At 69.7% G+C, this 24,503-nt stretch carries 27 protein-coding genes; 16 read left to right on the top strand and 11 right to left on the bottom strand.

Annotated features, from left to right (window positions below):
- Positions 1–36 precede the first annotated feature (36 nt).
- The 3 genes from DMH01_RS04200 to DMH01_RS04190 are packed head-to-tail and all read left to right on the top strand — an operon-like array spanning position 37 to position 3,041.
- The gene (locus DMH01_RS04200; RefSeq protein ID WP_125673776.1) at positions 37–1,812 is read left to right on the top strand and encodes a 3-hydroxyacyl-CoA dehydrogenase family protein; all 1,776 of its coding nucleotides are present in this window, start codon (positions 37–39) and stop codon (positions 1,810–1,812) included.
- 10 nt (positions 1,813–1,822) lie between these two features.
- On the top strand, positions 1,823–2,188 hold the full coding sequence (locus DMH01_RS04195; protein WP_125673775.1) for a hypothetical protein: 366 nt from the start codon (positions 1,823–1,825) through the stop codon (positions 2,186–2,188).
- A 10-nt stretch (positions 2,189–2,198) separates the two neighbouring features.
- Positions 2,199–3,041 carry a hypothetical protein gene (locus DMH01_RS04190; RefSeq protein ID WP_125673774.1) on the top strand — a complete coding sequence of 281 codons (843 nt, stop codon included), beginning with the start codon at positions 2,199–2,201 and terminating at the stop codon, positions 3,039–3,041.
- A 5-nt stretch (positions 3,042–3,046) separates the two neighbouring features.
- Here the strand turns inward: DMH01_RS04190 and DMH01_RS04185 are convergent, their stop codons facing one another.
- Positions 3,047–3,520 (bottom strand): Lrp/AsnC family transcriptional regulator, encoded by a 474-nt coding sequence (locus tag DMH01_RS04185; RefSeq protein ID WP_125673773.1) that lies wholly within the window; start codon positions 3,518–3,520, stop codon positions 3,047–3,049.
- A 59-nt stretch (positions 3,521–3,579) separates the two neighbouring features.
- On the opposite strand from DMH01_RS04185, the gene DMH01_RS04180 reads away from it, so the two are divergent.
- Positions 3,580–4,698, top strand: coding sequence for a PLP-dependent aspartate aminotransferase family protein (locus tag DMH01_RS04180; protein WP_125673772.1), 1,119 nt, complete (start codon positions 3,580–3,582; stop codon positions 4,696–4,698).
- A gap of 60 nt (positions 4,699–4,758) precedes the next feature.
- Positions 4,759–5,142: a DUF6401 family natural product biosynthesis protein gene (locus DMH01_RS04175; RefSeq protein ID WP_125673771.1), complete on the top strand. Its 384-nt coding sequence runs from the start codon at positions 4,759–4,761 to the stop codon at positions 5,140–5,142.
- 34 nt (positions 5,143–5,176) lie between these two features.
- On the opposite strand, the gene DMH01_RS04170 is transcribed toward DMH01_RS04175, so the two are convergent.
- Complete coding sequence (locus DMH01_RS04170; RefSeq protein WP_125673770.1) at positions 5,177–6,097, bottom strand: hypothetical protein; 921 nt, start codon at positions 6,095–6,097, stop codon at positions 5,177–5,179.
- Positions 6,098–6,195: 98 nt separating this feature from the next.
- Complete coding sequence (locus tag DMH01_RS04165; RefSeq protein WP_038508997.1) at positions 6,196–6,408, bottom strand: FmdB family zinc ribbon protein; 213 nt, start codon at positions 6,406–6,408, stop codon at positions 6,196–6,198.
- Positions 6,409–6,459: 51 nt separating this feature from the next.
- On the opposite strand from DMH01_RS04165, the gene DMH01_RS04160 reads away from it, so the two are divergent.
- A complete protein-coding gene (locus DMH01_RS04160) occupies positions 6,460–7,584 on the top strand; it encodes an alkaline phosphatase family protein (RefSeq protein ID WP_125673769.1) in 1,125 nt (374 codons plus the stop codon).
- 4 nt (positions 7,585–7,588) lie between these two features.
- Here the strand turns inward: DMH01_RS04160 and DMH01_RS04155 are convergent, their stop codons facing one another.
- The gene (locus DMH01_RS04155) at positions 7,589–8,152 is read right to left on the bottom strand and encodes a class I SAM-dependent methyltransferase (protein ID WP_125674314.1); all 564 of its coding nucleotides are present in this window, start codon (positions 8,150–8,152) and stop codon (positions 7,589–7,591) included.
- Between the two features lie 51 nt (positions 8,153–8,203).
- Between DMH01_RS04155 and DMH01_RS04150 the strand changes: the two genes are divergently transcribed.
- Both DMH01_RS04150 and DMH01_RS04145 read left to right on the top strand, forming a co-directional pair.
- Positions 8,204–8,956, top strand: coding sequence for a helix-turn-helix domain-containing protein (locus tag DMH01_RS04150; RefSeq protein WP_125673768.1), 753 nt, complete (start codon positions 8,204–8,206; stop codon positions 8,954–8,956).
- Positions 8,957–9,172: 216 nt separating this feature from the next.
- Complete coding sequence (locus tag DMH01_RS04145) at positions 9,173–9,460, top strand: hypothetical protein (protein ID WP_125673767.1); 288 nt, start codon at positions 9,173–9,175, stop codon at positions 9,458–9,460.
- A 1-nt stretch (position 9,461) separates the two neighbouring features.
- Here the strand turns inward: DMH01_RS04145 and DMH01_RS04140 are convergent, their stop codons facing one another.
- Entirely contained in the window at positions 9,462–9,962 is a 501-nt protein-coding gene (locus DMH01_RS04140) for a GNAT family N-acetyltransferase (RefSeq protein ID WP_125673766.1), read from the bottom strand.
- Between the two features lie 40 nt (positions 9,963–10,002).
- Here DMH01_RS04140 and DMH01_RS04135 point away from each other — a divergent pair, with 40 nt between their 5' ends.
- Positions 10,003–10,740, top strand: coding sequence for an alpha/beta fold hydrolase (locus DMH01_RS04135; protein WP_125673765.1), 738 nt, complete (start codon positions 10,003–10,005; stop codon positions 10,738–10,740).
- 110 nt (positions 10,741–10,850) lie between these two features.
- Entirely contained in the window at positions 10,851–12,059 is a 1,209-nt protein-coding gene (locus DMH01_RS04130) for a glycosyltransferase (RefSeq protein WP_125673764.1), read from the top strand.
- Here the strand turns inward: DMH01_RS04130 and DMH01_RS04125 are convergent.
- Positions 12,056–12,889, bottom strand: a complete 834-nt coding sequence (locus DMH01_RS04125; RefSeq protein WP_125673763.1) for an aminoglycoside phosphotransferase family protein — start codon at positions 12,887–12,889, stop codon at positions 12,056–12,058. The two genes, DMH01_RS04130 and DMH01_RS04125, sit on opposite strands and share 4 nt — an antisense overlap.
- A 135-nt stretch (positions 12,890–13,024) precedes the next feature.
- Here DMH01_RS04125 and ctaD point away from each other — a divergent pair, with 135 nt between their 5' ends.
- The 5 genes from ctaD (at position 13,025) to DMH01_RS04100 (ending at position 19,204) form a co-directional block, all read left to right on the top strand.
- Positions 13,025–14,803 carry a cytochrome c oxidase subunit I gene (ctaD, locus tag DMH01_RS04120; RefSeq protein WP_034308844.1) on the top strand — a complete coding sequence of 593 codons (1,779 nt, stop codon included), beginning with the start codon at positions 13,025–13,027 and terminating at the stop codon, positions 14,801–14,803.
- A gap of 87 nt (positions 14,804–14,890) precedes the next feature.
- Entirely contained in the window at positions 14,891–16,120 is a 1,230-nt protein-coding gene (gene serB, locus DMH01_RS04115) for a phosphoserine phosphatase SerB (RefSeq protein ID WP_125673762.1), read from the top strand.
- On the top strand, positions 16,117–16,875 hold the full coding sequence (locus tag DMH01_RS04110) for a peptidyl-tRNA hydrolase (RefSeq protein ID WP_125673761.1): 759 nt from the start codon (positions 16,117–16,119) through the stop codon (positions 16,873–16,875). The genes serB and DMH01_RS04110 overlap by 4 nt, the downstream gene beginning before the upstream one ends.
- Positions 16,876–16,892: 17 nt before the next feature.
- Entirely contained in the window at positions 16,893–18,641 is a 1,749-nt protein-coding gene (locus DMH01_RS04105; protein ID WP_125673760.1) for a serine/threonine-protein kinase, read from the top strand.
- Positions 18,642–18,799: 158 nt separating this feature from the next.
- Positions 18,800–19,204 carry an OsmC family protein gene (locus DMH01_RS04100; protein WP_125673759.1) on the top strand — a complete coding sequence of 135 codons (405 nt, stop codon included), beginning with the start codon at positions 18,800–18,802 and terminating at the stop codon, positions 19,202–19,204.
- Between the two features lie 73 nt (positions 19,205–19,277).
- Here the strand turns inward: DMH01_RS04100 and DMH01_RS04095 are convergent, their stop codons facing one another.
- From DMH01_RS04095 to DMH01_RS04085, 3 genes are all read right to left on the bottom strand, one after another.
- Complete coding sequence (locus DMH01_RS04095; protein ID WP_007028272.1) at positions 19,278–19,631, bottom strand: hypothetical protein; 354 nt, start codon at positions 19,629–19,631, stop codon at positions 19,278–19,280.
- Positions 19,632–19,688: 57 nt separating this feature from the next.
- Positions 19,689–21,746, bottom strand: a complete 2,058-nt coding sequence (locus DMH01_RS04090) for an ATP-dependent DNA helicase (protein ID WP_125673758.1) — start codon at positions 21,744–21,746, stop codon at positions 19,689–19,691.
- Positions 21,747–21,871: 125 nt separating this feature from the next.
- Positions 21,872–22,462, bottom strand: coding sequence for a biotin transporter BioY (locus tag DMH01_RS04085; RefSeq protein WP_125673757.1), 591 nt, complete (start codon positions 22,460–22,462; stop codon positions 21,872–21,874).
- Positions 22,463–22,615: 153 nt separating this feature from the next.
- Between DMH01_RS04085 and DMH01_RS04080 the strand changes: the two genes are divergently transcribed.
- Entirely contained in the window at positions 22,616–23,281 is a 666-nt protein-coding gene (locus DMH01_RS04080; protein ID WP_125673756.1) for a choice-of-anchor P family protein, read from the top strand.
- Here DMH01_RS04080 and DMH01_RS04075 read toward each other — a convergent pair.
- Complete coding sequence (locus tag DMH01_RS04075; protein WP_125673755.1) at positions 23,278–23,931, bottom strand: bifunctional 4-hydroxy-2-oxoglutarate aldolase/2-dehydro-3-deoxy-phosphogluconate aldolase; 654 nt, start codon at positions 23,929–23,931, stop codon at positions 23,278–23,280. The two genes, DMH01_RS04080 and DMH01_RS04075, sit on opposite strands and share 4 nt — an antisense overlap.
- The gene (locus DMH01_RS04070; RefSeq protein WP_125673754.1) at positions 23,928–24,503 is read right to left on the bottom strand and encodes a nicotinamidase; all 576 of its coding nucleotides are present in this window, start codon (positions 24,501–24,503) and stop codon (positions 23,928–23,930) included. Before DMH01_RS04070 ends, DMH01_RS04075 begins: the two co-directional genes overlap by 4 nt.

The following is a 24,503-nucleotide window of genomic DNA, read 5'->3' as shown; positions in this document are numbered from 1 at the left end:
GAGAAACTACCAGCGAGTAACCTCCGGAGGCCGGTTGTGGCGCGGGAAATCTCGAGTGTGGGAGTCATCGGTCTCGGCACCATGGGTGCCGGGATCGCCGAGGTGCTCGCGCGGAGCGGTGTGTCCGTCGTCGCGGTGGAGATCGACGACGACGGCGTCCACCGTGGCCGGGGTCATCTGGAGCATTCGACCGAACGGGCGGTGACCGGCGGCAAACTCGACGCCGACGGCCGGAGCGCGCTGCTGGACCGGATCCGGTACACCACGTCGCTGGCCGAACTGTCCGATGTGGACCTGGTGATCGAGGCGATCCCGGAGAACCTCGAAGCGAAATCCGACGTGTTCGCCCAGCTGGACAAGATCACCGGCCCGGACACGATCTTCGTCTCGAACACCTCCTCGCTGTCGATCACCGAGATCGGCGTGCACACCGCGCGGCCGGGCAAGGTCGTCGGGATGCATTTCTTCAACCCGGCGCCGATCCTCAAGCTCGTCGAGATCGTCCGCACCGTCGTCACCGAACCCGAGGTGGTCACCGACGTCGTCGCCTTCGCCGAACGCCTCGGCAAGACCCCGGTGGTGATCGGCGACCGCGCCGGGTTCATCGCCAACGCGCTGCTCTTCGGGTACCTCAACCACGCCGTGCGGATGTACGAGCAGCGCTACGCCACGCGCGAGGACCTCGACGCGGCGATGCGGTTCGGCTGTGGATATCCCATGGGGCCCTTGGCTTTGCTCGACCTCATCGGGCTGGACACCGCGTACGAGATCCTCGACACGATGTACCACCAGTCGCGTAACCGGCTGCACGCGCCGGCGCCGCTGCTGAAGCAGATGATCACCGCCGGGCTGCTCGGCCGGAAGACGGGCCGGGGTTTCTACACCTACGACGAGCCCGATTCGCCGACGGTGACCGACGCGGTCACGAAGTCCACAGTGGACACCGTCCCGCCTCGTGAGGTGCGTAAAGTCGGCGTCGTCGGGACCGGGACCATGGCGACGGGCATCGTCGAGGTGTTCGCGAAACGTGGTTACGAGGTCATCCTGCGGGCGCGGAGCGCGGAGAAGGCCGCGGCGTCGGTCGCGCGGGTGAAGAAGTCGCTGGACAAGTCCGTCGTCAAGGGCAGGCTGTCCGAGGAGGACGCCGCCGCCGCGCTCGGCCGGATCTCGCCGGCGGTGGAGTTCGAGGAACTGGCCGACGTCGACCTCGTCGTCGAGGCGGTGGCCGAAGACCTGGCCGTCAAGCAGGCGGTTTTCGCCGCGCTCGACGACGTCGTGAAACCGGGTGCGGTCCTGGCCACGACGACGTCGTCCCTGCCCGTCATCGAATGCGCGGCCGCCACCTCGCGGCCTTCGGACGTGGTCGGCGTGCACTTCTTCAATCCGGCGCCGGTGATGAAGCTCGTCGAGGTCGTCTCGACCATCGCCACCGCGCCCGACGTTATCGCGACCGTCGACGCCGTCTGCGCGGCCGTGGGCAAGCACCCCGTGCACTGCGGCGACCGGGCCGGGTTCATCGTCAACGCGCTGCTGTTCCCGTACCTGAACGACGCGGTGAAGATGCTCGAAGCGCACTACGCGGAGGCCGACGACATCGACACCGCGATGAAGGTGGGCTGCGGGCTGCCGATGGGCCCGTTCGAACTGCTCGACGTCGTCGGGCTGGACGTCTCACTGGCGATCCAGCGGACGCTGTTCAACGAGTTCCGCGAAGAGGGCTTCGCGCCCGCGCCGCTGCTGGAACACCTCGTGACCGCCGGACGGCTCGGCCGGAAGACCGGAAAGGGGTTCAAGGACTACTCGGCCCGGTAACTTGGGTGACATGCCGGTTTCCTCAGGGGTCAGGAAGCGGATCAAAGAGCTCCTCGATCCGGACGACGAGATCCACTACGTGTTCCCGGCCGACGTCCTGGGCAGCACCAATCCCGGCGTGTTCTTCGCGGTCACCCGTAAGACGATCGCGATCCTCACCACCGGATACCTGAGCCGGAAGACCCCGAAACGGGTGGTCTCGACGACGCTGCGAAACCAGCGGATCGGCCCGGTCGACACGTCGACCGTCCCGTGGTTCAAGTTCAGCGGCATCGACTACGAGATCGACGACGAGTACATCGCGGTCGTCCACGCCGCCGACGCGGAGATCATGCGGGACGGTGCGAAACCTGAAGATCCGCTGCCGGACCTCTAAGCTCCCGGGAGTGCGTCAGCTCACCTACGACGGGATGCCCATCCCCGGCCTGAACGACCTGGTCCGGACGGCCATCCGGCTGCACCCCGCGCCGGGAGTGCCCGGTCCGGACGAAAGCCACTTCGGCGGCCCGCTGCTCTGGCCGTCGGACGAGCCGTGGCCGGAGTGCCCGGTGACCTGGCCGCCCGACCCGGACGCGTCCGACGACGCGTGGACAGGCGGGCATCCGCTCGACGAGCCCGTACCGGCGATGGTCGCCGCGGCGCAGTTCTTCCGCGACGACTTCCCGGAGCTGCCCTTCCCCGAGGGCACCGACGTCCTGCAGATCCTGTTCTGCCCGATGGACCACGACAGCCCGCATCACCAGGGGCCCGCGGTCCGGCTGGTCTGGCGTGATGCGGGCGAGGTGCGGGACATCACGGACATCACGGTCCCCCCGTCGGCCCCCGACGGCGCCAAGGCCGCCTACGTGCCGGATCCCTGCGTTTTCGAACCGTGCTCGATCGACGAACTGCCCCGGCTCTGCGACTTCCCGGCGGAGACCCGCGCCGCGCTCGGCATTCCCGAGGGCGCGGGCGAAGACCCGGAGGGCTGGCCGGAGCTGGACCAGTACTCGAAGATCGGCGGCTGGACCGCCTGGGACGCGACCGATCGGCACGAGCTGGGCTGCCGGGAGTGCGGCGCCGAACTGCGCCAGACGATCGCGCTGGCCTCCGAGGAACACGAGGTCGGTTGCGGCTGCGAAGTCGCCGAGGGGGAGGCGGCGGGCTGGTCCTTCCGCCGCCAGGGGGTGCTGAACGTCTTCACGTGCCCTGCCGACGTCACGCATCCCTTCAAGATCCGGATCGACTAGGCGGCCTAAGCGGGTGGTAGCAAAGGTCCCCCGCTCCAGTGCTGGAAGACGAGGTTCGTGTGCACCCGGGCGACCTCGTCGCGGGCGGTCAGTTCGTCGAGGACCAGCCGTTGGAGCTCGGTCGCCGACGCGGTGGCGACATGCGCGAGGAAATCGTCTGGGCCGGTCAGGTGGTAGACGGCGCGGACCTCGGGCAGGGCCAGCAGGTGCTCGACGAACGAGTCGACGAGCGCCCGCCGGTGCGGCCGGACCTGGACGAACAGGAGAGCTTCGAGCGGGCGGCCGAGTTTGGCGGCGTCCACCTCGGCGCGCTGGCCGGTGATCACCCCGAGCTCGCGCAGCCGGTTGACGCGGTCGAGACAGGTCGAGGGCGCGACGCCGACCTCGGCCGCGAGATCCTTGTTCGAGATCCGGGCGTCGTTCTGCAGGAGCCGCAGAATACGAAGATCAACCGTGCTCAATTCGACGGAATCCGACATCGGCGAATGATATCCGAGGATATTGCGCTTGATTCGGAGAAAATCGCACCATCTCGGGTATGACCGCAACGCTGCGCACCCGAGCCGTCCACGCCGGCCGTGACGATCTCACGGACCTCGGCGTCCACGCCGCTCCGCTCGACCTGTCCACGACCTACCCGTCGCGGGACAGCGTCGAGGAGGCAGGCCGCATCGACGAATTCGCCGCCTCGGGCTCGCTGTCCGGGCTCCCGGTCTACGGGCGGCTGAGCAACCCGACCGTCGAACGGTTCGAGAAGGCACTGGCCGAACTCGAAGGATTCGACGACGCCGTCGCGTTCGCCACCGGCATGGCCGCGGTGTCGGCTTCGCTGCTCGCCGCCGTCGCGCAGGGCAAACGGCATGTCGTCGCCGTCCGGCCGGTCTACGGCTGCACCGATCACATGCTCACGTCCGGTCTGCTCGGCACCGAGGTGACCTGGGCCGATCCGGAAGGCGTCGCGTCGGCGCTGCGGCCCGACACCGGGCTGGTGCTGCTCGAAACCCCCGCGAACCCGACCCTGCGCGAGGTCGACATCGCCGAGATCGTGCGCGCCGCGGGCGAGGTCCCGGTGCTGGTCGACAACACCTTCGCGACTCCCGTGCTCCAGCGGCCGGGACGGCACGGCGCGCGGTTCGTCCTGCACAGCGCGACCAAGTTCCTCGGCGGCCACGGTGACGTCATGGGCGGCATCGTCGCTTGTAGCGCCGAGGACGCGGGGATGTTGCGGCAGATCCGCTTCGCCACCGGCGGCGTGCTGCACCCGCTTGCCGGGTACATGCTGCTTCGCGGCCTTTCGACCCTTCCGTTGCGCGTCAACGCCGCGTCCGCGACGGCCGCCGAACTCGTCGAGCGGCTTCGTGGCCACTCGAACGTGAGCGCTGTGCACTACCCGGCCGTCGGCGGTCCGCTGATCGCGTTCGAGGTCGAGGGCGATCCGCACGCGCTCATCGGCGCGGTCCGGCTGATCACGCCGGCCGTCAGCCTCGGCAGCGTGGACTCGCTCATCCAGCACCCCGCCTCGATCAGCCACCGGATCGTGGCCGAGGACGACCGGCGCGGCGCGGGGGTCACCGACCGGCTGATCCGCATGTCGGTGGGGCTGGAGGACGTCGAGGACCTGTGGCACGACCTGGATCAGGCCCTCAAGGCTTGCTGAGTTCTGCGATCGTCGTCACCGGGATGTCGACAAATCGTCCGGCCTGGCTAACCTGGTCGGGTGAAAGATCTGGTCTCGTCCTGGGTGGAATCTTCGGCTCGTAGCACGCTTTCCCGGCTGCACCAGCAGATCGGTGTCGCCGGGCTGGCCGCCGCGGCCGCTGTGCCCGGGCTGTCGGCCGTCTTCGATCAGCACTCCGCCGCGGTGCGGGACATCCTCGCGGCGGGGGTCGAAGGTTCGGCGGCGGTGGCCGGTGTCGTCCTTCTCGCCGGCTACACCCGCGGGCTGCTCGACGAGGCGAAGACCAAGGGATGGACGTTCCGCATCCCGGCCGATCTGTCCGCTTGGACCACCAGCGACTGGATGACCGCGCGGCTGGTCGGCGTGTGTTCGCTGGCCGTCTCGATGGACGACCGGCGGACCCAGCCGACCGGGAACGGGTAGGGCGGCCGGACGCCCCACCCGCTCCCGTGGAAGGTCAGCGGTACTCCGGCGGAGGGGGCATGTTTCCACCGGGGGGCCGCTGGCCGGGATCCTGGTGCTGGGGCACCTGGCCCTGGCTGGGCGGGAACTGCTGGTGCTGCGTCGGCGTGGTCGGGTTCGCGGCGTGGTGCCCGGCGGACACCGGCTGGTGGACGGTCGTCCGCTCGGCGGGAACCCCACCCGAGCGGCCGGCGTCCTCACGTCCGCGCTGGTAGGCCTCGGCCTGCGCCTTCGCGGCGGGGATCTCCGCCTCGGCCCGGCCGAGCCAGGTCTCCCAGCGCTGCTGCATCGGCTTGATGAGGCCACCGCCGACACCGACGACGGCGATGCCGCCGACCGTGGCGAGCACGGTGATCAGCACCGGCAGCGTGACCGCGGTGGCGACACCGATCTGGTTCAGCGCGGCGATCGCGCCGAGGCCCCAGATGAACACCGAGGCGATGGTGGCGAGCACCTTGCCGTAGGAAACGCCGCCGAGGGCGTTGGCGACCAGGTCCTTGACCGCCTTGGCGATCGCGCCGGCGATCACCACGATGACGATCGCGACGATGGCGCGCGGCAGCCAGGCGACGATGTCGTTGAGCAGCGCGCTCACCGGGTTCGGGCCGAACACGCCGAACGCGAACTGCAGGGCGATCAGCAGGATCGCGTAGTAGACGATCTTGCTGATGATGTTCGACGCGTCGAACTGGCTGCGCGCGAGCATCTGTTTGAAGCCCCCGCGTTCGAGGAGCCGGTTGAACCCGACCTTCTCGAGCACCATGCTCACGGCCTTGGCGAGCGCCTTCGCGATCAGCCAGCCGATGAACAGGATGACCAGGAACGCGAGCAGTTTCGGGACGAAGGTGGCGACCGAACTCCAGGCGCTCGACACGCCCTGACCGAAGTCGACGGCCGCCAGTGCTGATGTGGCCACTGGACTTTCTCCCTTCCCACCACTGGAGCTTCCAGACTGGTGGGAAGGGAGTACCCGCCATTCGGGCGATCACACGTTGCGCCACCCGAACGGGTGGGTCAACTGCAGCAGCCGCCTCCGCAGCAACCGCCTCCACCTGCGGGAACAGGGGCGGGGCCGGAGGCAGACCCGGTCAGCGCGACGGTCGTCAGCAGTTTGACGGTGTCCTGGTGGCCCTCCGGGCACGGCGCGGGCGCACCGGACTCGCTCATCGGCCGCAGCAGTTCGAAGGTTCCGGCGCATTCGCGGCAGCGGTAGGCGTAAGTCGGCATGTCCGGCATTATCCCATCTCCGTCCGGCCTCCGGGATGGCAAGCTGGCCTGGTGGAACTGCCTGTCGCGGCGCATGTGCCGCACCTCGGCCAAGTCGTCCCGTCCGTGCTCTCCGCCCTCGGCGCCGACGGGTTCGCCAATTCACTGTGCCTGGCGGAGGCCTCCAGTGCGTGCGTCCTGCTCATCGACGGTCTCGGCTGGGAACTGCTGGCCGAGCACGCCGCCGACGCGCCCGTGCTCACCCAGCTGGCGAAGTCGCCGCTGCGGGTCGGGTTCCCGGCGACGACGGCGGCCGGTCTCGGCGCGATCGGCACCGGGCTGGCGTCGGGGGAACACGGACTGGTCGGCTACAGCTTCGAGGTGCCGGGCACCGGCGTCCTGAACGCGCTGCGCTGGAGCAGCCATGTGGACGGTGGCGATCTCCGCGGCGCGCTGCCGCCGCGCGAGGTGCAGCCGCTGCCGACGACGTTCGAACGCGCGGCGGCCGCCGGGATCACGACGAGCGTGGTGTCTTCGGCGAAGTTCGCCGACACCGCGCTCACCCGCGCGACGCAGTCCGGTGCGCGTTATGTGGGTGTCCACGCGCTCGGAGACCTGGCAGCGTGCGTCCTGCACTGTCTCGGAACGCGGCCCGCGTTCTGCTGGGGCTACCACAGCGAACTCGACATGCTGGGCCACATCTACGGCCCCGGTTCGGCGCCGTGGCGGATGCAGCTGCGACAGGTCGACAGGCTGGTGGAGTCCATTGTGGACGGCTTGTCGCCCGGCTCGCTCCTCGCGGTCGTGGCCGACCACGGCATGGTGACGGTCGAGGGCGCGCTCGACATCGACGAGACCCCCGCGCTGCTCGAAGGCGTCCGGGCCATCGGGGGCGAGGTCCGGGCACGGCACGTCTACAGCGAACCGGGCGCGGAGGCCGACGTCCTGGCCGCCTGGCGCGAGGTCATCGGTGACCGGACGTGGACCCTGCCGCGCGACGAGGCCATCGAGGCGGGCTGGTTCGGCCCGGTCTCCGACCGGGTCCGCCCGCGCATCGGCGACGTGGTCGTGGCGTCGAAGGGACGGTTCGGCCTCGTGCGGGAACTGGCGGAGGCCGTCGAATCCTCGTTGGTCGGCCAGCACGGCTCGCTGACCCCGGCCGAACAACTCGTCCCGCTGGTCCTCGCGCGCGGCTAGCGCGTCAGGAAGGCTTCCTGGCCGAGAACTTCACGCTGCGTTTCGGGACGTGGTCGACCTTGATGTCGGTGAACCCGGCGTCGGTGAGCCGGGGCCAAAGTGAAACCGGGTCGAGGGCGTTCATCGTGTCGCCGAGGTGGAGCAGCCGGAACGGCAAACTCTCCAGGCTGTCGATCGCGCGCAGGACGCCGCCGGGGCGGAGCACGCGGAACGCCTCCGCGAAGATCGAGTCCTGCGACGCCGTCGTCGGCACGTGGTGCAGCATCGTGAAACAGACGACCGCCGAGAACTCGCCGTCCTCGAAGGGCAGCGCCGCTCCGTCACCCTGGACGATCCGCACCCGGCCGTCGAACTCCCGTTTCAGGAGGTCCGCCGACGCTTCGTCGATCTCGATCGCCGTGAGCCGGGGAACGAGCCCGACGAGCGCGCGCGTGGTCGCGCCGAAGCCTGGGCCGATCTCCAGTACGGAGTCGCCGAGGTCGAAGCCGGCGACGTTGCCCGGCATCTCGTGGGCGACGGCCTTCGCCCACAGCGCGGAACTGCAGAGTTTGCGGTGCACCAGGTTCATCGGCATGAATCCGAAGCTAGCCGTGACCGGTAGGCGATAGGCTGCCAAGTGATGTCGCAAATCGGACTCCTGCCGCCGATGCCGACGGCGATGGTGCTCGGCGAGATGGATCTGGCCGCGGGCACCTGGCTCCCGTGGCACGAGCACGACGGCCACCAGCTCGCGTGGGCCGCCCGGGGGATCCTGAGCGTGAACGTCGGCGACCGGTACTGGGTGCTGCCGCCGACCCGGGCGCTCTGGATCCCGGCCGGTGTCGTCCATCGGACCGGTGCCACCGCGCAAACCGTGCTGCGGGGGATCTACGCCGCCCGGGACCGATGCCCGGTGAGCTGGCCCGGACCGACGCTCGTCGCCGTCCGCCCGCTGCTGCGGGAACTGCTGGAGCACCTCGGCGCCGCCGACCTCGGCGACGACGCGCGCCGCCGGGCCGAGGCCGTCGCCTTCGATCTGCTCGAACCGGTGGCCGTCGTGCCGATCACCGTGCCGATGCCGTCGGACGGACGAGCCCTGACCGTCGCGCGGGCGGTGATCGCCGATCCGGCGGACCGCCGCGGCCTCGCGGATTTCGCGCACGACGCGGGCGCGAGCGAACGCACCCTCGCGCGCCTGTTCCTCACCGAATGCCGCACGACGTTCGGCGCGTGGCGGGTGCAGGCCCGGCTGCGCGCGTCCTTGCCATTGCTGGCGGAGGGCATGCCGCTGACCGCGGTCTCCCGCCGGATCGGCTATTCCTCGCCGAGCGCGTTCGTCGCCGCCTTCCGCCGCGCGGTCGGGGTGACGCCGGGCGCCTATTTCGGCGGCTAGTACGCGAGTTACGCCTCCAAACACGCGAGATACGCCTGCGATCACGCGAGTTACGCCTTCCGTCACACCGGCGGTCCGGCGCCGCCGAGTGCCGTCACGTGATGTTCCGCGGAACTCGCGTGTCTGGAGGCGTAACTCGCGTGATTGAAGGCGTATCTCACGACCGAACCGCGAGCGAGCGGGATCACACGGCACCCGGCCGTATACCGTTTCGGCGTGCCACGACGTAACCGGCCCGACCGCGGTGGACGCCCCGACCTCGGCGCGTCGACCGGCTGGGCGCGCTCCGAATCCGCCGCCGACGGCGACTGGCTGGTGCGCACCGTGCCCGGCGCGCAGGCCACCAAGGACTACCGCTGCCCCGGCTGCGATCACGAGATCCGGCAGGGAACCCCGCATGTGGTCGCCTGGCCCGCCGACGACACCGGCGGGGTCGCCGACCGCCGCCATTGGCACAAGGCGTGCTGGAGCGCGCGGTCCCGGCGCCGTCCCGGACGCTGGTGACTCAGCGCCGCATGTGCAGTGAGGGCGCTCCTTCGAACTCCTCCTCCGTGTGGATCTTGAAACCGAGCCGCTCGGCGACGCGGACCGACGGCACGTTGGACACCATGATGTTGGCGATCACCGGGACCTCGGGGATCTCCCGCTCGGCCCATTCGACGACGGCGGCCGCCATCTCCGTCGCGTAACCCTTGCCCCAGGCGAACGGCCAGAAGCGGTACGCGAGGTTCAGCACGCGCTCGCCGTTCCATTCGTGATGGCGGACGCCGCCGAAACCGACGATCACCTCGGGATCGTCCGAAGCGGACACCGCGAGATAGCCGAACCCGTGCTCGGCCCATTGCTTCATCCAGGCGTCGTAAAGCTCGTTCGCGCCCTCGACGGTATGCGGCACCGGGTTGAACCTGTTCGTCTCCGGATCGGCCTGCAGCGCGACGATGTTCTCGCGATCCGCCTCGCGCAGCCGCCGCAGCAGGAGCCTCTCCGTCTTGATCTCTGTCAGCACGGATCTGACGGTAGCCCCAGGGTGCGACAGAATTGTCGCCATGAAGGATCTCCCGCTGGTACTGCTGCACGCCTTCCCCGTCGACGCCCGCATGTGGGACGCGGTCCGCGCGCCGCTCTCGGAACGTCTGCGGCTGATCACTCCCGACCAGCGCGGCCTCGGCCGCAGCCCGCTGCCGGAAACCGATCGGGAGCCGGATCTGGACGACGCCGCCCGCGACGTCGTGGCGCTGCTCGATCGGCTCGGTCTCGACAAGGTCGTCCTCGGTGGCTGCTCGATGGGCGGCTACCTGACGATGGCGGTGCTGCGCCTGGCGCCGGAACGGGTGGGCGGGCTGGTGTTCATCGACACGAAGGCGACGGCCGACGCTCCCGAAGCCGTGCGGGCCCGGCACGACGTCGCGGCCAGGGTGGAAGCGGAAGGCACCGCCTGGATGCCCGAAGCCGTCACGCCCGGATTGCTCGCGGAAAAGGCCCGTCCGGAAGTGGCCGGACGACTTCGCGAACTGATCACGACGCAGCCGCCGTCCGGCGTCGCGTGGGCGGCACGCGCGATGGCGGCGCGGCCCGATTCGCGCGAAACACTGCGTTCGGCGGACGTGCCGGCGTTGGTCGTGGTCGGCGAAGAGGACGGCCTGACCCCGCTGGAGGAGGCGAACACCCTGGTGGAGACGCTGCCGGACGCGACGTTGGTCGTGCTGCCGGAGGCCGGGCATCTGACACCGCTGGAGGATCCGGCCGGGGTCGTCGAAGCGATCTTGGGCTGGTACCCCGCGTGAGAAACGTTTCCCTCGCCCCTTCCAAGGTATAGCGGACCCCGGGGCTTGCGGCAAGCCCCCATTCCCGGTCCACAATTCCCACCTTCACGTTTTTCCGAAGGGGGATTTCCATGCGTGTACTCCTGTCCACTATCGGGACGAGGGGTGAGGTGCAGCCGCTGGTGGCCTTGGCGGTGCGGTTGCGGGAACTCGGCCGGGAAGTCCGGCTTTGCGCACCGCCCGATTTCCGCGACTGGGCCGAAGGCCTCGGGATCCCTTTCGCTTCGCTGGGGCCGGAACTCCGGTCGACCGCGAAGCCGGATTCCGCCATGGCCAAGGCGATGGCCACGCCCGAGGGGCGGCGCGAGATGGCCGAGGCCATGGTCGTCGACCAATTCGCGACGATGCCGGAGGTGGCCGATGGTTGCGACGCCGTCGTCGCGGGAATGGCCTTGAACATCGCCGCCCATTCGGTGGCCGAGCGAAAAGGGATTCCCTATTTCTTCACCGCATACTGCCCGATAACGCTGCCTTCACTGCACCATCGTCCGCCCGTTTTCGCGGGATGGGCGCCGGAGAATCCCGACGCCGCCATCCCGGCCTTGTGGGCCGACGACGCGCGACGATGGAACGAGCAATGGGGCGGCGTGCTGAACGCGCAGCGGAACAAGCTCGGTCTCCCGCCCGTCGACGACGTCCGCGGGCATATCTTCACCGAGAGCCCGTGGCTCGCCGCCGATCCGGTGCTGGCGCCGTGGCGGGGGCCGTCGGCGCTCGACGTGCACCAGACCGGCGCCTGGATCCTGCCGGACCACAGTCCGTTGTGCCCGGAGCTGGAGGCGTTCCTCGACGACGGGGAACCGCCGGTCTACTTCGGATTCGGGAGCATCCGCGCCCCGGAGGAGATCGCGAAGGCGATGATCGAGTCGGCGAGGGCGCACGGACGGCGGGCGATCGTGTTCCGCGGCTGGACCGAGCTGTCGCTGATCGACGACGAGCCCGACTGCCTCGCCATCGGGGACGTCAACCAGCAGGCGCTCTTCCCGCGGGTCGCGGCGGTCGTGCACCACGGCGGCGCCGGGACCACCACAGCGGCAACCCGGGCAGGCGTGCCGCAGGTCCTCGTTCCCCAGATGTTCGACCAGCCCTACTTCGCGCAGCGCGTCAGCGAACTCGGGGTGGGCACGTCGATCACCGGGGAGCCCTCCGCCGAAGCGCTGACGCACGCTCTGGGCGAGGTGCTGCGTCCTGACGTCGCCTCGCGAGCGCGTCAGGTCGGCGGTGAGGTGCGGACGGACGGCGTCGACGTCGCGGCGAAACTCCTGCTGGACGCCGTCTAACGGGAGAAGTAGCGCTCCAGGGCGGCTTCGGCCTCCGGGAGCCGCTCCGGGAACCGCCGCGCGATCACGAAGCGCCAAGGGACCTCGAACAACCGCCGCAACGCGATGAACGGCTCCAGCGACGAGGGCGCGACATCGGCCGGGTACGCGTCCAAGGTCGCGTGCCCGGCCTCCGCGAAGAGCACGCCGAGGTCCCAGCCGAGCGGTCCGCGCCAGGTGTCCTCGAAGTCGAGCCAGCACGGCCCGGCCGCCGTTGCGACGACGTTCCCCCGATGGGCGTCACCGTGCAGCGGACGCGGCTCGGCGTCCGGCAGCGCGGCCGCCACCCGCTCGAGTTCGTCGTACAACCGGGGCGCGGCTCCGCCCATGAGCGCACCGTGCCGGTCGAGCAACGTCCGGAGTTCACGGACGGGCCCGAGTTCGGGCAGTTCACCGGGATAGTCCGCGAGCGCGTCGTGCACCTGGGCGAGCGAAAGCGCCACCTCGCGCGGCGACAGCGTGTGCCCCGGCTCGTGCGGCGTGTAGTGCCAGAGAGTGACTGGGAGTCCTTCGGCGAAATGCGGTCCTGCCGGGGGATCCGTCGTGGGTGAGACGACGAGCACACCACGTTCCGTGAGGTACCTCGACAGCTCGACGTCGCGCCTGAGCCAGTCTTCGGGCGAGGACCGCGCGAGGCGCGTCGTACCGGGCACCCGCGCGACCACCGGACCCAGTCTCACCAGCACGTTCGACTTGAAATGCAGCACATCGGGGGCGCCGGTCGGGAGCCCGTGGCGGGCACCGACGGCGACCGCCGCGGCCACTCCCGCACGGGTGTGTTCGTCGGTCACGGCGCGATCTTGCCAGCCGGTGCGCGCGACTGTCGGTAGTGAGGGCTACGATCCCCACTAGCCGCCGGAATGGGTCCCGAACCCGCCCGGCGACCGCAAATTGACCACCACAAGGTTTGAGTGTTGGAGGCAGGAGTGACGGCCGTAGCCCCCAAGCCGATCGCCACGCGCCCGTATCCCGCGCGCGAGTCGGTTAAGGGTTCGTACCTGCTGCGGTTGTTCCGCACGACGGACCACAAGCAAATCGGCATCATGTACCTGGTCACGTCGTTCGCCTTCTTCATGGTGGGCGGCGCGATGGCGATGCTGATCCGCTCCGAGCTGGCGCGTCCCGGGCAGCAGTTCCTTTCGCAGGAGCAGTACAACCAGCTGTTCACCATGCACGGCACGATCATGTTGCTGCTGTACGCGACGCCGATCCTCTTCGGCTTCGCGAACTTCATCCTGCCGCTGCAGATCGGTTCGCCCGACGTCGCCTTCCCGCGGCTGAACGCGTTCTCGTACTGGCTGTACCTCTTCGGCGGCCTGATCGTGATGTCCGGCTTCCTGACCCCGGGTGGCGCCGCCGACTTCGGCTGGTTCGCCTACACCCCGCTGTCGGACGCCATCCACTCGCCCGGCGTCGGCGCCGACCTGTGGATCTCCGGTCTGGTCGTGTCCGGTCTCGGCACCATCCTCGGTGGCGTCAACATGATCACCACGGTGGTCTGCCTGCGCGCCCCCGGCATGACGATGTACCGGATGCCGATCTTCACCTGGAACATCCTGGTCACCAGCATCCTGATCCTGCTGGCGTTCCCGATCCTGACCGCGGCCCTGATGGGCCTGCTGGCGGACCGGCATCTCGGGGCGCACGTGTTCGACCCCGCGAACGGCGGCGTGATCCTCTGGCAGCACCTGTTCTGGTTCTTCGGCCATCCAGAGGTCTATATCGTCGCGCTACCGTTCTTCGGGATCGTGTCGGAGATCTTCCCGGTCTTCAGCCGCAAGCCGATCTTCGGGTACAAGGGCCTGGTCTGGGCGACGCTGGCGATCGCCGCGCTGTCGGTGGCCGTGTGGGCGCACCACATGTACGCGACCGGCGCCGTGCTGCTGCCGTTCTTCTCCTTCATGACCTTCCTGATCGCGGTCCCGACCGGCGTGAAGTTCTTCAACTGGATCGGCACGATGTGGAAGGGCCAGCTGTCCTTCGAGACGCCGATGATCTTCTCGATGGGCTTCATCGTCACGTTCCTCTTCGGCGGTCTGACCGGCATCATGCTGGCCGCGCCGGCGATCGACTTCCACGTGTCCGACAGCTACTTCGTCGTCGCGCACTTCCACTACGTGCTCTACGGCACGATCGTGTTCGCCACGTTCGCCGGGATCTACTTCTGGTTCCCGAAGATCACCGGCCGCATGATGGACGAGAAGCTCGGCAAGTGGCACTTCTGGACCACGTTCATCGGCTTCCACGCCACGTTCCTGGTGCAGCACTGGCTCGGCGCCGAAGGCATGCCGCGCCGGTACGCGGACTACCTGCAGTCCGACGGCTTCACCACGCTGAACACGATCTCCACGATCGGCGCGTACATCCTCGGTGCCTCGACGCTGCCGTTCATCTGGAACGTCTTCAAGAGCTACCGGTACGGCGAGATCGTCACGGTGGACGACCCGTGGGGCTACGGCAACTCGCTCGAATGGGCGACGTCCTGCCCGCCGCCGCGGCACAACTTCACCGAGCTGCCGCGGATCCGTTCCGAGCGGCCGGCGTTCGAGCTGCACTACCCGCACATGGTGGAGCGCATCCACAAGGAGGGTGAGATCGGCTTCTTCGGGAAGCAGAAGGTCAACACCCACCGGGCGCCGTCCCAGGTGCTCACCGAGGCGGCCATGCCGGGTGATCACTCCAAGGACAACTCCAGCGAGAAGTGACCCGATAAGCGGAATCGGCGCGTGCCTTGCCTCACACAGGGGCAAGGCACGCGCCATTTTCGTATCCGGCTGAGGGAGACTGACCCCGTGACGCAGACACCAGTTCTCATCACCACCACCGGTCCCGACAAACCGGGTGTGTCCTCGGTGCTGTTCGCCGTGCTGTCGCGCCACGACGTCGACGTCCTCGACGTCGAGCAGGTCGTCATCCGCGGCCAGCTGGTGCTCGGCGTGCTCGCCGGCGTTTACCGCGACCCCGAGGGCCTGCAGGAGTACGTCGAGCAGGCGATGGCGTCGGTCGGGATGCAGGTCGAGGTGAAGATCGGCTCGGCCATCGGTGCCGACCCGTTCGCCATCGGCCAGAAGGACTCGACGCATGTCCTGCTGATGCTCGGCCGTCCGGTGACCGCGCGGGCGTTCTCCGATGTCGCGCGCCGCCTCGCCGCGCTGGACGTCAACATCGACTCGATCCGCAGTGTCGCCGACTATCCGGTCACCGGGCTGGAGCTGTACACCTCGCTCGCCCAGGACACCCCGGAGGCCGACGCCGCGCTGCGCACCGCGCTGGCGGACGCCGCCGTCGAGGCCGGGATCGACATCTCGGTCGAGCGGGCCGGGCTCGCGCGCCGCGCCAAGCGGCTGGTCGTCTTCGACGTCGACTCCACGCTCATCCAGGGCGAGGTCATCGAGATGCTCGGCGCGCACGCCGGCGTCGAACCGCAGGTCCGCGAGATCACCGAGGCCGCGATGCGTGGCGAGCTGAACTTCGGCGAGTCGCTGGAGCGCCGGGTCGCGCTGCTGGAAGGGCTGCCGGAGACGGTGCTCGACGAGGTCGCCGCTTCCATCGAGCTCACCCCGGGCGCGCGCACGACCATCCGCACGCTGAAGCGGATGGGCTTCCGCTGCGGGGTCGTTTCGGGCGGCTTCACCAAGATCATCCAGTCCCTTGTGGACGATCTCGGCCTCGACTTCGCCGCCGCGAACGAGCTCGAAGTGGTCGACGGCAAGCTCACCGGCCGGGTGATCGGGGACATCGTCGACCGCGCGGGCAAGGCGACGGCCCTGCGCCGGTTCGCCGAGGAGTACGAGATCTCGCTGGAGCAGTGCGTCGCCGTCGGTGACGGGGCGAACGACATCGACATGCTTTCGGTCGCCGGCATGGGGGTCGCCTTCAACGCGAAGCCCGCGCTGCGCGAGGTCGCCGACACCGCGCTTTCCCACCCGTACCTCGACGCCGTGCTGTTCCTGCTCGGAGTCACCAGGTCCGAGATCGAGGCGGCCGACGCGGCCGACGGTCTCGAGCTTTCCCGGCCATGAGCGTGCTCGAACCGCTGGCCGCGCGCTACGCGTTCTGGCTGGGGCTGCCCGCCGAGGACACGGTGGACACCTCCGACGAGGATCCCGCCGAAGTCCGCGCCATGCCGGTGATCCTGCGGATGGAACGGGCCGAACCGCCGTCGCGGACCGCGTTGCTGGAGGCCGCCGCGGCGGCCGCGGTCGCGGTCTGTCTCGACGAACGCGCCGAGCCCGAGGGCGAATGGCACGACCCGCTCAAGGTGTGGGTCGACGGCCGGATCCGCAAGGTCGCCCGGCGGGCGCGCGGCGCGCACTGGCGAGCGGTCCAGGAACTGCCGGGGATCACGATCGAGGTCGACGGCGCCGAGGCGCGGGCCTTGCTTCCCTGCCGCGTCGTCGAGACGCCGAAGGAGGTCTCGCGGTTGCAGATCTCCGGGAGCGAACTACCGGCCGACGAGCCGGGCCCTGCGCCGGACGGTGTCCCGCGGCTGCTGCTGAACCCCGAGGTCTCGATGACCGTCGGCAAGGGTTCGGCCCAGGTCGGGCACGCGACGATGATCCTCGCTTCGCTGCTGGACGAGGCCGAGCGGGCGGCTTGGGCCGAGACCGGGTTCCGGTGCTCGGTGCGGACCCCGCCGGTCGCGACCTGGAAGGCGCTTTGCCCGGTCGAAGATCCCGAAGGTTCGTGGCGCCGTGACGGCGTCGTCGCGGTCCGGGACGCCGGTTTCACCGAAGTGGATCCCGGAACAGTCACGGTCATAGCCCAAAGGGCTTAGCCTCCTATACTCCCCGCATGGGTGACCGGCTGATCGCCGGGCGCTATCGCTTGGAGGAGCGGATCGGCGCCGGGGGTATGGGTGTGGTCTGGCGTGCCACCGATCTGGACCTCGGCCGGGTCGTCGCCCTCAAACGCTCGCAGGCCGGGGACAGCGGCCAGATCCGCCGCGAGGCGCGGATCGGCGCGGGCCTGCATCACCCGAACGTCGTCACCGTCTTCGACGCCGTGATCGACGGTGACGACCGCTGGCTCGTCATGGAATACCTGCCCTCGCGCAGCCTCGCCGACGTCATCGACGCGGACGGGCCGCTGCCACCCGGCAAGGTGGCCAAGATCGGTGTCCAGCTCGCCGCGGCGCTCGCGGCGATGCACGAGAAGGGCATGGTCCACCGCGACCTCAAACCGGGCAACGTCCTGGTGGCCGACGACGGTACGGCCAAACTCACCGACCTCGGCATCGCACAGTGGGCGGAGGTGACCCGCACCGGCGGCGGCCTCGACGTCGGGACGCCGGGTTACGTCGCGCCGGAGATGGCCGAAGGACGGCAGGCGGGGGCCGCGGCGGACGTGTTCTCGCTGGGAGCGACACTGTTCGCCGCCGTCGAGGGCACGTCGGTGTGGGGAGACGCGAGCGTCGGTCCGTTCGTCCAGCTCCGGCGGGCGACGTCGTACACGCTGGAACCGATCCGCCGGGCGGGACCGCTGGCGCCCGCGCTGATGGAACTGCTGCGGCGCAAACCCGCCGGGCGACCGGACGCCGTTCGCGCCGCCGAACTGCTGTCCGAGGTCGCGGACGTCGACGTTCCCGTGCGGACACGACGTTTCCGGGTGACCAAACGCGCCATCGCGCTCGCGGCCGTCGCGGCGGTCCTGATGCTGACCGGGGGCCTGCTCTACGCCACGAAGGAACCCGCGTCGATCGCGGCGGGACCGCCGTCCGAACTGGTCGGAGACCGGCGGACCGCGGATCCTTGCGCGCTCGTGGACCCGTCCGTGCTGAACCACCTCGGCACTCCCGAACTGGACGACGCCACCGGCAACTTCAACGCCTGCGGCGTCCTCCTGCGCCTGAGCGCGGACAAGGAGGACATCGTCGACGTCCGGCTCGAACTGACGACGCCGACGTCACCGTTGCTGGACAAACCGAAGCCAGGGCAGCTGATCGTGCGGGAGATCCCGAGCGACTCCGAAGACAAGTGCGCACGGGGTATCCCGTTGCCGGACGGCAACCAGGTGTGGGTGCACGCCCGGCACATCCGGAACTGGCACGCGCATCTCTGCGACTACGTCGATCCGGTGGCCACGCACGCGGTGAGCGTGCTGAACCGGGAGCCGGTCGAACGGCGTCCCGCTCCCTTCCCCGCCGGTTCGCTCGGGAGTCTCGACGCTTGCGCGCTGGGCGGGGAGCTGCCGCAGGCGGTCGTCGGTGGCCCGGTCACACCGGATCCGGTGTTCGGCAACTGGGAGTGCTACTGGAACCATCGCGAGACCGAGGTGACGATCCGGTTCGAACGGGAGCGGGCGCCGTTCGAGGACGACGGCAGACGGGTCGCTCTCGGATCGCGGGAAGCCTTCGTCGAGGTCTCGGCCGAGTGGAAGGCTTGTCAGGCCGAGATCCCGCACCGGACCTTCGGCGGCGACGGGCGTGCCATGATCGAGACGGTGGAGATCTACGTCGCGGACAAGGTCAAGCAGCCGCAGGAGATGTGCCCGGCCGCGGAACGGCTGGCCGGCGAGATCGCCCCCAGGCTGCCGCCACTCTGAAGGGGAGGCGTAGCTGCGCTTTGTCCGGACGGTGACACACGCGTGAACCCGCCCGGCCGAAGGCCCTGGCCGCCTTGGTGAGAGAGCAAGACCAGGCCGCGTCCTGCCGACGTCGATGGCGGACGCGGGTTCGCCTACGGACACTGAAAGGGAAAACCGTGTCTTTGGAAGTCCAGCGCGACGGTGAGCACCGCTTCATCGGCCGCAACGAACGCGGCGCCGAGGTCGTGATCGGCCGCAAGGGCGCCGAGGGCGCCTTCTCGCCCGCCGAACTCCTGCAGATCGCCGCGGCGGGCTGCTCGGCCGTCACCGCCGAGAACCTCATCACGCGCCGGATCGGGGAGGACTCGAAGTTCCGGGTCGGCGTGACCGCGGACCGGCGCGAAGGCGCTTCGGAACTCGACGCCGTCCATGTGGCTTTCGACGTCGACGTGTCCTCGCTCGCCGCCGACGAGCGTGAGGCGCTCGCGGGGGCGGTGGACCGCGCCATCGAGCGGCTGTGCACGGTGAGCCGGACGTTGAAGAAGGGCATCCCGGTCACGGAGAGCTTCCCGGTCGAGTAGGTCCCCCGGAATGCTATGAACGGTCCGTTACTTGCGAATTTTGCAAGTAACGGACCGTTCATAGCACTTGGGCTCAGTGTTTGGCGGCGTGGCCTTCGGCGCTCCAGACCACGTACGCCTCGTCGGCGTCGGTGGTCATGGCCTCGATGAACTTCTCGTTGTCGAAGCCGGGCAGCGTCTGCAACCGCTCGATCAAGGCGTCGGCGGCCGGGTCGCCGCTGGGGATCGCGGTGCCCTTCCCGTCGGCGCCGGCGAGCATGAAGAAGACGTCTTCCTTCCACGGGCCTTCAGGGATCACTCTGACCACCACCGCGGACAGCTCGGACCACGTGACGGCTTCCTCGCTTCCGTCCGCGAGCTGGCGCCGCACTCCGGTGTCATCGACGCTGACGGTCCGGGATTGTGCGTTGGGCGACTCGTGGGACAACCGGTTCTCCCTGTCTTCGGCGTTCCGTTAACGGTACTCGGCCGTGTTCCAGGCCACTCAGGCCGGGGCGGCGGCGTCGAGGCGGCGCAGCGCGTCGCGGGCGACCTTCGGATCCATGGTCGGCCAGAACGGCGGCAGCGACGCGCGCAGGAATCCGCCGTAGCGCGCGGTGGCCAGCCGTGAGTCCAGGATCGCGACGACGCCGCGGTCGGTGACCGAACGGTGCAGCCGTCCGGTGCCCTGTGCGAGCAGCAGCGCGGCGTGCGTGGCCGCGACGGTGAGGAAGCCGTTGCCGCCCCTGGCTTCCACGGCGCGTTGCCGTGCCGAGGAGACCGGGTCGTCCGGACGGGGGAACGGGATCCTGTCGACCACCACGAGCTGGAGCGACGGGCCGGGCACGTCGACGCCCTGCCACAACGACAGCGTGCCGAACAAGCAGGTGCGCGCGTCCTCGGAGAACTTCTGCACCAGCAGGCCGGTGGCATCGTCACCCTGGCAGAGGATCGGCAGGTCGAGCCGCTCCCGCATCTCCTCGGTGGCCTGCTTCGCCGCGCGCATCGAGGAGAACAGGCCGAGCGTGCGCCCGCCCGCGGCCTCGATCAGCTCGGCCAGCTCGTCCATGGTCGAGGGCTGCAACCCGTCCCGTCCCGGCGGCGGCAGATGCTTGGCCAGGTAGAGGATGCCGTTGCGTTTGTGGTCGAACGGGGACCCGACGTCGAGGCCGGTCCACTTCGGGCCGTCGGCATCGTCGCTGTCGGCGGGTGCTGCCTTGTCGGTCGCCGCGCCAGGTGCCTTCTCCACCTTCGCGCCGCCGGGCGGGAGACCCCACTGCCGGGCCATGGTGTCGAACGTGCCGCCCAGGGTCAGCGTCGCCGACGTGAGGACGGTCGTGTGCTGGTTGAAGACCCGCTCCCGCAGCAGACCGGCGACACCCAGCGGGGCGACCTTCAACGCGGGCGGGCGCGGGTTCGTGGAGAAGCGGTCCCCGGTCAGCCAGACGACGTCGCGCTGATGCGCCTTGTCGTCGTCGAAGGCCTCGAGCAGCCGGACCGCGGTGTCGTGGACCTCTTCGAGCAGCGATCGCGCCAGTTTGCGAGCCGTGGCCTCGTCGACGTCCTCCTTGCGGTCCTTGCCGAGCGCGGTGAGGCAGCGATGCGCGGCGTCGCGGACCGCGGGGATCGCGCCGGTGAGGGCCTGCGGCAGCGAGTCCATGCGGCCCGAGGGCAGGTCGTCGAGGATCAGGGCCAGCCCGTCGCTCGCCTCCAGCAACTGGTCGGCCACTTCGTCGTCGACGAGTTTCCCGCAGCGCCGGGCGGCGGCCGAGACCATGCCGCTGGTCAGCTCGCCGGTCGCCACGGACGTCACGCGGTCCACGAGGTCGTGCGCCTCGTCGATGATCACGAGATCGTGCTCGGGGAGCACCTGGTAGCCCTGCAGCGCGTCGATCGCCAGCAGCGCGTGGTTGGTGACCACTACGTCGGCCTTGCCCGCTTCGGCGCGGGACCGCTCGGCGAAGCAGTCCGTGCCGATGGGGCAGCGCGAGGCGCCCAGACATTCCTTGGCCGTGACCGACACCTGGCGCCACGCCTGGTCCGAGACGCCGGGGACCAGCTCGTCGCGGTCACCGGTTTCGGTGTCGGACGACCATTCCCGCAGCCGCGTGACCTCCTTGCCGAGCCGGGACACGGCGAACGGGTCGAACAGCTGCTGGTCTTCCGGCTCGTCCGGGGCGCCGGAATCGAGCCGGTGGAGGCAGAGGTAGTTACGGCGGCCCTTGAGGATCGCGAAGGTGGGCTCGCGGCCGAGGGGCTTCTTCAGCGCCTTCGCCAGCCGGGGGAGGTCCCTGTCGACGAGCTGGCGCTGCAGGGCGATGGTGGCCGTGGAGACCACGACCGTGGCCTCCTTCTCGACCGCATGCCGGATCGCGGGAACGAGGTAGGCCAACGACTTCCCGGTGCCCGTGCCCGCCTGGACGGCCAGGTGCTCACCGGTGCGGATGGCGCGGCCGACGGCGTCCGCCATCTTGACCTGGCCCTCGCGCTCGGCACCGCCCACGGACTCGACCGCATGGGTCAGGAGTTCGAGGACACCGGGGAAATCAGCACGGGAGGGCACGGGACAAGACGATAGCCGGGGGCACCGTCAAGATCGTCCGCCCCGTGCAATGAAGGGGCCTTTCATAGCAAAATTTGCTATGAAAGGCCCCTTCATTGCAGCTCATGGGGCTGTGAAAGGACCGGTCACGACTCCTTGCGGAAGCGGGAGACGAGCGCCCAGGCACCCGGAAGCAGCGCGGCCGCGACGGCGATCTTCAGCGCGTCACCGATCAGGAACGGCACGACACCCTTTTCGAGCGCGGTCGACAGGCCGAAGCCGGTCGATGCCATCAGCCACGGCACGCCGACCGAGTAGATGGCGAGGTTGCCCAGCACCATCGTCCCCGCCGTGCGCAGCGGCGTGCGGTCCCCGCCGCGGCCGGCGAGCGCGCCGACCAGCGCGCCCGCGAGCACGAAGCCGACGATGTAGCCGGCGCTGGCGCCGAACAGGCCGGAAGAACCGTTCTGGAACCAGCCGAACCCGGCCGCGCCGACGGCGAGGTACAGCGCCATCGACAGCGCGCCGCGCTTCCAGCCGAGCGCGGCGCCGACCAGCAGCGCGGCGAACGTCTGGCCGGTCATCGGCACCGGGGAGCCGGGCACCGGGAGCAGGATCTGCGCGGCCGCACCGGTCAGGGCGGCACCACCGGCGACCAGGACCGCGTCACGGACCAGTGCGCCGGGAACGAGGTCGGCGAGGACCGGACGGGGGCCGGCCACAGACAGCGAAGACACTCAGACCTCCTATGAGTACACGAATGTGAACCGAGGTTAACGTCAGAAGACGGGTCGCGGACCGAATGTCGGCCACCTCACGGTCATCGTGCGTCCACTCGTCCGGGTGGCATGACCCTGCACGGGACAGGCGGTTGGTGGAGGCTGCCGGACATGAGGAAACCCGTTTCGAGGCTGTTGTCGGTGACGATGCTGACCGGGGCGCTGGTGGCGGGAGGTCCGGCGGCCGCGTCGGCCGGGCCCGCGCCCGCGACGGCGGCGGCGTCGGTCGGTTCGCTCGACGTGGAGATCGGCGACGAACACGTGGTCACGGGCGAGCTAGCGCCGTGTGACGTCGACGGTCCCTTGACCGCGAAGACCCAGGGTGGGGCTGTCGGCGACTTCGCCCGGTTCGGCGGGGGTGAGTCGCGCTGCGGCCGGAACGGCGCGGTGGCCGTCGGCGAGGCGGCCGGGCGGCGGTTCGAAACCACCCTGCTCAAGCGGTTCGGTGGTCCGGTGATCAAGATCCGCACGTTCATGGCGAAATGCAGCACCACCGAGGACGGCAGCCTCGGCTACATCGAGTTCGGCGACGTCTCCGGGTTCACGCTGCCGGAGAACATCCCGCAGAACTACCGGCTGACCATCTCGGGCGGCAAGGGCGGGACGGCGCTGGCGTCAGTCACGGTCAACGAGACCGTCACGCCGACGCCGCCCGACGGAAGCCTCGTGACGCACATGCTGCACATCAAGCTGTTCCCGCAGGGCGGCGGACCGGCGAAGGGCGACATCTACCTCGGGACCGCGCGCTGCGATCCCTACGGCAAGAAGAAGCCCTAAAGACGCGAGACGTACTTCGCGGCCGCCGCGACGAACTCGCTCGCGCGGGTCGCCAGATCCGTCAGCGACCCCTTCGAGGTGAGCGCGTCACCGACCAGCGGCGTGGCGGCCGCGACGGCGATCGAACCCGCGTCGAGGTACTTCCCGACGTCGGCGAGATGGACGCCGCCCGTCGGGACGAGCGGGATGTCCGGCATCGGCGCCCGGATCGCCCGCAGGTAGGCGATCCCGCCGACGGCCGCGATCGGGAAGACCTTCACCGCCGCCGCGCCGAGACGCCACGCCTGGTCGACCTCGGTCGGCGTCAGCGCGCCGCAGATCACCGGCAGCCCGCGTTCGTGCGCGCGCTCCATGACCAGCGGGTTCACCGTCGGCGTGACCAGGAACGTCGCGCCCGCGTCCGCCGAGATGTCCACATCGGACACCTCGCGCACGCTCCCGGCGCCGATGTGCGCGTCGTCGCCGAGCTTCTTGCGGATGGTCGAGATGGCGTCCGTGGCGCCCGGCGTGGTCAACGCCGCTTCGAGCACTCGCACGCCGGCGGCGTGCAGCACCGTGGCGGCGTCGGCGAACCGGCTCGCGTCCGCGGCCCGCAGGATCGCGACGAGCCGGTTTTCGATCAGGGTGTCCTGGAGGTCGTGCTGGATCATGCGGCCGGGACCGGCGCCTTCCCGGTGTAGGTCACGCCCGCCTCGTCGAAGTCCTTGAGCGCGGCGTCGACCGTCGGCTGCGAACCGCCGACCGTGAGGTCCAGCAGCACCCGGACCTTGAAGCCCGCCTTCGCCGCGTCGAGCGCCGTCGCGCGGACACAGAAGTCGGTCGCGATGCCGACGACGTCGACCTCGGTGACGTCGTGCTCCTTCAGCCACGCGTCGAGCGTCTTGCCGTCGCGCGCGTTGCCTTCGAAGCCGGAGTACGCGGCGGTGTACTCGCCCTTGGAGAAGACCTCGCGGATCGGGACCACGTCGAGCGCCGGGTGGAACGACGCGCCGGAAGTGCCCGCGACGCAGTGACGCGGCCAGCTGTCCTTGAAGTCCGGCGTCTCGCTGAAGTGGTCGCCCGGGTCGATGTGGTAGTCGCGGGTGGCGACGACGTGCGCGTAACCGCCCTCCGCGGCCTGCTTGGAGATCGCTTCGGCGGCGGCGGCGCCACCGGGCAGGCCGAGCGACCCGCCTTCGCAGAAGTCGTTCTGCACATCGACCACGATCAAGGCGGTCCCCAT

The organism is Amycolatopsis sp. WAC 04182 (assembly GCF_003947465.1).
Taxonomy (GTDB): domain Bacteria; phylum Actinomycetota; class Actinomycetes; order Mycobacteriales; family Pseudonocardiaceae; genus Amycolatopsis.
The sequence above is the reverse complement of the archived record's forward strand: the minus strand, read 5'-3'. Positions and strand labels throughout refer to the sequence as shown.